Origin of the sequence: Aeromonas sp. HMWF015 (genome assembly GCF_963878965.1) — a bacterium.
GTDB lineage: Bacteria > Pseudomonadota > Gammaproteobacteria > Enterobacterales > Aeromonadaceae > Aeromonas > Aeromonas veronii.
The window spans coordinates 1-7039 of the sequence record NZ_CAWNZT010000338.1; the positions used below are offsets into that span (position 1 = coordinate 1).

Consider the following 7039-nt stretch of genomic DNA (forward strand, 5'->3'; position numbering starts at 1 on the left):
CCCTTTAGCTTGTCGCGCTTGGCCAGATTGTCATAGAGGAACAGACCGGCGCGGATCATCCAGGCCGGACGCAGGTGCGGGCGGTGCGGCAGGCGAAAACGCATGGGACGGGCGATGTGAGGCGCCATACCGAGCAGCACCTCCCGCTCCGCCAATGCCTCTTTCACCAGCCGGAATTCGTAATGCTCGAGATAGCGCAAACCGCCGTGGATCAGCTTGCTGGAGTTGGACGAGGTGGCAGAGGCGAGATCTTGCGCCTCAAACAGGGCAACCTTCAGACCCCGTCCTGCCGCATCAGCTGCGATGCCGACCCCGTTGATGCCGCCACCGACGACGACCAGATCATAATGTTCGCTCATGTTCACCTACTTTCATTTTTATGATTGCCATAACAGCAATGTTTGATTTCGCTCATTTTAGAACATGAAAATACAACAAACGAACATTTTATGATGAAAGTGTGATCGCCACAGCCCGCCAGAGGTGGCAAAGGGGACAGGTCAGCGGAGCAAATGGCGTCGGGCCAACATCGGCGGGTTAATAGCCAAAAAAACCAGATTGAATAGTGGTTTTGGCAATACCCATAAAGGGGTGATATGAGTGCAGAAATGGGAGACAAAAAAAGAAAGGAGGCCGCCCTGACGGGCGACCGGCACAGCCTTGGCGTGTTTCGCCGTCAGCAGATGTGGCAGGCGATCTGGTGTTGCGCCATCAATCGCGCCAGCTTTTCCGGTGGCTCCTGATCGGTAAAGAGGGCGTGGATCTGGCTGAGATTGCCCAGATTGACCATGGCATTGCGACCGAACTTGGTGTGGTCGGCGGCCAGGAACACCTGACGGGAGTGAGCGATGATGGCCTGGGCGATCTTCACCTCGTGATAGTCGAAATCGAGCAGGGAGCCGTCGTTGTCGATCCCCGAAATCCCGATGACACCATAGTCCATGCGAAACTGACCAATAAAGTCGCGGGTCGCCTCCCCCACGATGCCGCCATCGCGGTTGCGGATCTCGCCACCGGCAATGATGACGGTGAAGTCATCCTTAGCCGTCAGAATGCTGGCCACGTTGAGGTTGTTGGTGACGATGCGCAGCTCGCGGTGATCGAGCAGGGCGCGGGCGATCGCCTCGGTGGTGGTGCCTATGTCGATAAAGAGCGATGAGCCGTCGGGAATATTGGCCGCGACCTCGCGGGCGATGCGCTCTTTCTCCTTGAGTTGCATCACTTTACGGGCGCTATAGGCGGTATTGACGGTACTCGAATGCAGGGAGGCACCGCCATGATGGCGCCGGATCTTGTTCTGTTCGGCGAGATCGTTCAGATCCCGGCGAATGGTCTGGGGGCTGACGTCAAAGTGGGTCACCAGATCGTCGGTCGAGACAAATCCCTGCCGCGTCAGGACGTCCAGGATCTCCAGATGTCGTTGGGTTTGCTTCACGCTTGCACTCCGATGATGAGACAAAAAAAGGCCCCGGCAGATGCGGGGCCTTTTGGCAGTTTACCTGATCCCCTTTGGGATCAATAAGCTGAGGATCACGTTTTATGCCTTATGGGCAGCCGCTTTCTTGGCCGCAACGGCAATGTTCTCATGCTTGAGGGTCATCGCCAGCAGGATGATGGAGAGCACGCAGGAGACGGTCAGCACCATGAAGCCGCCATCCCAACCGAAGTGGTCAACGGTATAACCCAGCATGGCGTTGGCTGCCACGGCGCCGCCCAGATAACCGAACAGACCGGTGAAACCTGCCGCAGTACCGGCTGCTTTCTTCGGTGCCAGCTCAAGAGCATAGAGGCCGATCAGCATGACAGGACCGTAGATCAGGAAGCCGATAGCCACCAGTGCCATCATGTCGATGGTCGGGTTGCCAGCCGGGTTGAACCAGTAAACCAGCACAGCCAGAGTCACCAGCACCATGAACAGGATACCGGCCGGGGCACGGCGGCCCTGGAACATCTTGTCAGAGATCCAGCCACACAGCAGGGTGCCCGGAATACCGGCCCACTCGTAGAGGAAGTAAGCCCAGGAGGAGTTGTCGACGGTGAAGTGCTTGGCCTCTTTCAGGTAGGTTGGCGCCCAGTCCAGCACACCGTAACGAATCAGGTAAACGAAGGCGTTGGCAATCGCGATGTACCACAGCAGTTTGTTGTGCAGCACGTACTTGACGAAGATCTCCTTGGCGGAGAACTCCTGCTCGTGGCTCTCGTTGTAATCCTTCGGATAGTCGTTCTTGTACTCCTCGATGGGAGGCAGACCGACCGATTGCGGGGTATCACGCATCACGAAGAAGGCAATCACCGCGATGGCGGCCGCCGCTGCCGCAGGCACATAGAAGGCGCTGCGCCAGTCGTTGAACCAGCCCATCCCGAGGATAAACAGCGGGCCAATCATGCCGCCACCCACGTTGTGCGCCACGTTCCAGACCGCAACCACTTCGCCGCGCTCTTTCTGTGACCACCAGTGCACCATGGTGCGACCGCAGGGCGGCCAGCCCATGCCCTGTGCCCAACCGTTCAGGAACAACAGCACAAACATGATGGCAATGCTGGAGGTGGCCCAGTGCATGGTACCCATCATGAACATGATGGCAGCCGAGAGCAGCAGACCGGCGGAGAGGAAGTAACGGGCGTTGGAACGGTCAGAGACGTTCCCCATCAGGAACTTGGACAAACCGTAAGCGATGGAGACCCCGGAGAGCGCGAAACCGAGATCACCACGGGAGAAGCCCTGCTCGATCAGATAGGGCATCGCCAGACTGAAGTTTTTCCGTACCAAGTAGTAGCCGGCGTAACCGAAGAAGATCCCGAAAAACACCTGCCAACGCATGCGTTTGTAGAAGGGGTCGACCTTGTCAGCCGGGAGCCTGTCGATGTGCGCCGCAGGCCTGAAGAGACTAAGCATGTTCTGCTTCCTTATTGTTGTTATGGGCGGTTGAGGATGCCCTGACCATTCCAACGAATCATGTGAGTCCGCTGATTCGTAAGCGAGCCTATTGTGCTCATATGCGCTCATTTAATCTGTGATGCATGCTCAAATATTGCAGTTTTATTACAAATAAAAGCTCCAAATGAGAAATCACTCAGCAAGCACCAGCCCTTGTGTGGCAAGGGTTGCAAGCTATCCCCTAAGTGGTAACTAGCGATTATCAAGATGCTTTACGTCACATTTTCTTAGCAATGAGTGGGATCTTGTCCACATTTCCTATGGAGGGGGGATGGTGAAATTATTGGGAAGGGTTATTTTCTGTCACGACCGATAACGAGCGCAAACGAGCATAACGTTTGCGCAAGACGCAAAAACAACAAGGAAACGTTTTCGGCGGCAACGGATAGACACAAAAAGATAAAACGGAACATCAAACCTCTACGGGTGGATATAAGGAACAAAAGTATGAGCATACAAAGACCCAATACCCTGCTTGGCGAGTGCATCGCCGAGTTTATCGGAACCGGCCTGCTGATATTTTTCGGCGTCGGATGTGTGGCGGCACTGGTGCTGGCAGGCGCCAACTTCGGGCAGTGGGAAATCTCCATTACCTGGGGTCTGGGTGTGGCCATCGCCATCTATGTGACCGGCGGCATTTCAGGTGCTCACCTGAACCCGGCTGTAACCCTGGCGCTGATGACCTTCTGCGGGTTCGACAAGCGCAAGGTGGTGCCCTACATCATCGCCCAGATAGCCGGTGCCTTCTGCTTCGCGGCCCTTGTCTACTTCCTTTATGGTAACCTTTTCACCCAGTGGGAAGTGACCCATAACGTGGTGCGCGGCAGCGTCGAGAGCCTCGGCACCGCCGGGATCTTCTCCACCTACCCCAATGCCCTGCTGACCAATATGCAAGCTTTTGCCGTCGAGCTGGTGATCACCGCCGTCCTGATGCTGGGCATCATGGCGCTGGGTGACAACAACAACGGCGCCCCCAAAGGTTTCGCTGCCGCTCTGCTGATCGGTATCCTGATCGCGGTGATCGGCGCCTCCCTTGGCCCGTTAACCGGTTTTGCCATGAACCCGGCTCGTGACTTTGGTCCGAAACTGTTCGCGTTCTTTGCTGGCTGGGGTGATGTTGCCCTGACCGGTGGTCGTGACAACCCCTACTTCTGGGTTCCGATCCTTGGCCCCATCGTTGGCGCCCAGATTGGTACCGCTCTGTATGTCAAAGTGCTGGCTCCCTGCGTCCCGGGCAACCGTGTCGTCACCACCGAGCAAGCGACCCAAACCGCCAAAGAAGAGGCTGCCGCATAAGAGCGGCCCCCTCCAACGTATAAAAACGTGGAAAATAGAAACGTGGAGAACATCATGTCTGCTGAAAAGAAATATGTCGTCGCTCTGGACCAGGGAACCACCTCTTCCCGCGCCATCGTGTTTGATCAGGATGCCAACATTGTCGGTACCTCCCAGCGCGAATTCACCCAGCACTACCCGAAAGCGGGCTGGGTAGAGCACGACCCGATGGAGATCTGGGCGACCCAATCCTCCGTCTTTACCGAAGTGCTGGCCAAGACCGGCCTGCGCAGCGAAGAGATCGCCGCCATCGGTATCACCAACCAGCGTGAAACCACCGTCGTCTGGGAAAAGGCCACCGGCAAGCCCATCTACAACGCCATCGTCTGGCAGTGCCGCCGCACCGCCGCCATCTGCGAGGAGCTGAAAGCACGCGGTCTGGAAGAGTACGTTCGCGAAAACACCGGTCTGGTGCTGGATGCCTACTTCTCCGGTACCAAGGTGAAGTGGATCCTCGACAACGTGGAAGGTGCCCGCGAGAAAGCGATGAACGGCGAACTGCTGTTCGGCACCATCGATACCTGGCTGGTCTGGAAAATGACCAATGGCGAAGTGCACGTCACTGACCCGACCAACGCCTCCCGTACCATGCTCTACAACATCCGCGAGCTGAAGTGGGACGAGAAGATGCTGGACGAGCTGGGCATCCCCATGTCCATGCTGCCGGAAGTGAAACCCTCTTCCGAAGTGTACGGCTACACCACCCGTGGCGGTGGCTCCCGCATCCCCATCGCCGGTATTGCCGGTGACCAGCAGTCTGCCCTGTTCGGCCAGCTCTGCTTTGAAAAAGGGATGGCCAAGAACACCTACGGCACCGGCTGCTTCATGCTGATGAACACCGGCACCGAGCCGGTTCGCTCCAGCAACGGCCTGCTGACTACCGTTGCCATCGGCCCGAAAGGGGAAGTGAACTACGCGCTGGAAGGTGCAGTGTTCATGGGCGGCGCCACCATCCAGTGGCTGCGTGACGAGCTGAAGATCATCCACGATGCCCGCGATACCGACTACTTCGCCTCCAAGGTGGGCGATACCAACGGTGTCTATCTGGTGCCGGCCTTCGTCGGTCTGGGAGCCCCCTACTGGGATCCGTATGCTCGCGGCACCATGGTCGGCCTGACCCGTGGCGCCAACCGCAACCACATCATCCGCGCCGCGCTGGAATCCATCGCCTATCAGAGCCGCGATGTGCTGGATGCGATGCAGCAGGACTCCGGCATCAAGCTGGCAGCGCTGAAAGTAGACGGCGGCGCCGTAGCCAACGACTTCCTGATGCAGTTCCAGGCTGACATGATGCACACCCCGGTGGTACGTCCGACCCGCATCGAGACTACCGCCATGGGCGCCGCCTTCCTGGCAGGTCTGGCAGTCGGCTTCTGGAAGAGCTCGGACGAGCTGGAAGACAAGTTCAGCGTGGACCGCGAGTTCATCCCGCAGATGGACAGAGACGATCGCGCCAAACGTTACAGCGGCTGGCAAAAAGCGGTTGAGCGTTCACGCCGTTGGGCTGAAGAGGATTGATCGGGCATCCGACATTCTGTTGAGAGAAACCCCAGAGAGGCCGACCGCTATGTCGGCCTCGCTTTTTATGCTTTCCCTTGCCGGTTTCTGCCCCCTTCCCGCTCATTGCTCCCTCCTGTTTTTCTGCCGCCCTCTGTTGTCATCATCCACCACAACGCAATTGAGTTCTCTATCTATAATCATCATCTGGGTCGCATATGCGACCTTATTTATGAGGAGAGCGATATGGAGAGGGCGATACACCGTTTTACACTGCACTCACTCTGGTCAGGGCTCGGGATCCGCACCCGGATCCTCGCTGGCGTGGCGATACTGATGGCCATCGCCATCAGCTGCATCACCTTGATCCTCGAGCAGATATCCCACAGTCAGGCCCAGCAGCGGGTCGAACGCTACGAGCTGCCAAGCAGCGTGGATCGCATTGCCAACCAGCTGACCGCCCAGCTTATCCAGCACCTGACCGAAGCACAGGCGCTGGCAAGCAACCGTTTTGTCATCGACTGGCTGACCGCTGGCATGCCAGAGCAAGAGTGGCCCGCCATGGAGCGCTACTTTCAGGATCTGCAACGGAGGATCGGCGGCAACGTCTTTATCGCCCCCCGCCAGAGCAACACCCTGATCAACTTCAGCGGCGGCCCCACCGCCCAGAAATCGCTGAGCGGATCAGACCCGAAAGATGGGTGGTTTTTCGGCTTTCTCAAACGCAGCAAACCCTATGAGCTGAACCTCGACATCTCCGATTTTGACAAGCGCGCCTCCCTCTATATCAACACCGCCGTCACCCACGAGGGCAAGACCCTGGCGGTGGCAGGCACCTCCATTGACATGAGTGCCCTGAGCAAGCTCATCAGCGGCTATCGGATCGGCAAGAGTGGTCAGGTCTATCTGGCCGACATGGAGGGCAATATCGAGATCCACCCCGAGCAGGAGGTGGAGGGGGCCGCCCACCACCAGCAATCCTTCCTCGATACCGTCAAGCGGCTTATTCCCAATGCCCGGGAACAGGTGGCCGTAGAGGCGCTAACACTGGAGGGGCAAACCTACCTCATCGCGGTACGTTACATCCCCACCCTCAACCGGCTGCTGATTGGCGAGATCAACAGCGCCGAGCTGGAAGAGGGACTGCAGGCATCCCGCCAGCTCATCATCATGGTGTCGCTCGCCATCGGCGGGATCGCCATGCTGGCCTCCGCCTGGCTGGCTCACTCCATCAGTCGCCCCATTCGTCAGGCTGCCGATGGTATGCAC

Annotated in this window: 6 protein-coding genes; 3 read left to right on the top strand and 3 right to left on the bottom strand. The window is 57.8% G+C overall.

The features are described from left to right. The 3 genes from AACS18_RS16590 to glpT form a co-directional block, all read right to left on the bottom strand. The coding region (locus AACS18_RS16590) for an FAD-dependent oxidoreductase (RefSeq protein WP_146184785.1) at positions 1–359 on the bottom strand (359 nt) is incomplete at its 3' end. Positions 360–676: 317 nt separating this feature from the next. Then, the gene (locus AACS18_RS16595; protein ID WP_005337538.1) at positions 677–1435 is read right to left on the bottom strand and encodes a DeoR/GlpR family transcriptional regulator; all 759 of its coding nucleotides are present in this window, start codon (positions 1433–1435) and stop codon (positions 677–679) included. A gap of 102 nt (positions 1436–1537) precedes the next feature. Next, positions 1538–2896 carry a glycerol-3-phosphate transporter gene (gene glpT, locus AACS18_RS16600; protein ID WP_005337540.1) on the bottom strand — a complete coding sequence of 453 codons (1359 nt, stop codon included), beginning with the start codon at positions 2894–2896 and terminating at the stop codon, positions 1538–1540. A gap of 489 nt (positions 2897–3385) precedes the next feature. Here glpT and AACS18_RS16605 point away from each other — a divergent pair, with 489 nt between their 5' ends. The 3 genes from AACS18_RS16605 to AACS18_RS23585 form a co-directional block, all read left to right on the top strand. After that, positions 3386–4234 carry an MIP/aquaporin family protein gene (locus AACS18_RS16605; RefSeq protein ID WP_005337544.1) on the top strand — a complete coding sequence of 283 codons (849 nt, stop codon included), beginning with the start codon at positions 3386–3388 and terminating at the stop codon, positions 4232–4234. Between the two features lie 54 nt (positions 4235–4288). Continuing rightward, complete coding sequence (glpK, locus tag AACS18_RS16610; RefSeq protein WP_005337546.1) at positions 4289–5791, top strand: glycerol kinase GlpK; 1503 nt, start codon at positions 4289–4291, stop codon at positions 5789–5791. 225 nt (positions 5792–6016) lie between these two features. Continuing rightward, the coding region (locus AACS18_RS23585) for a cache domain-containing protein (RefSeq protein WP_258228748.1) at positions 6017–7039 on the top strand (1023 nt) is incomplete at its 3' end.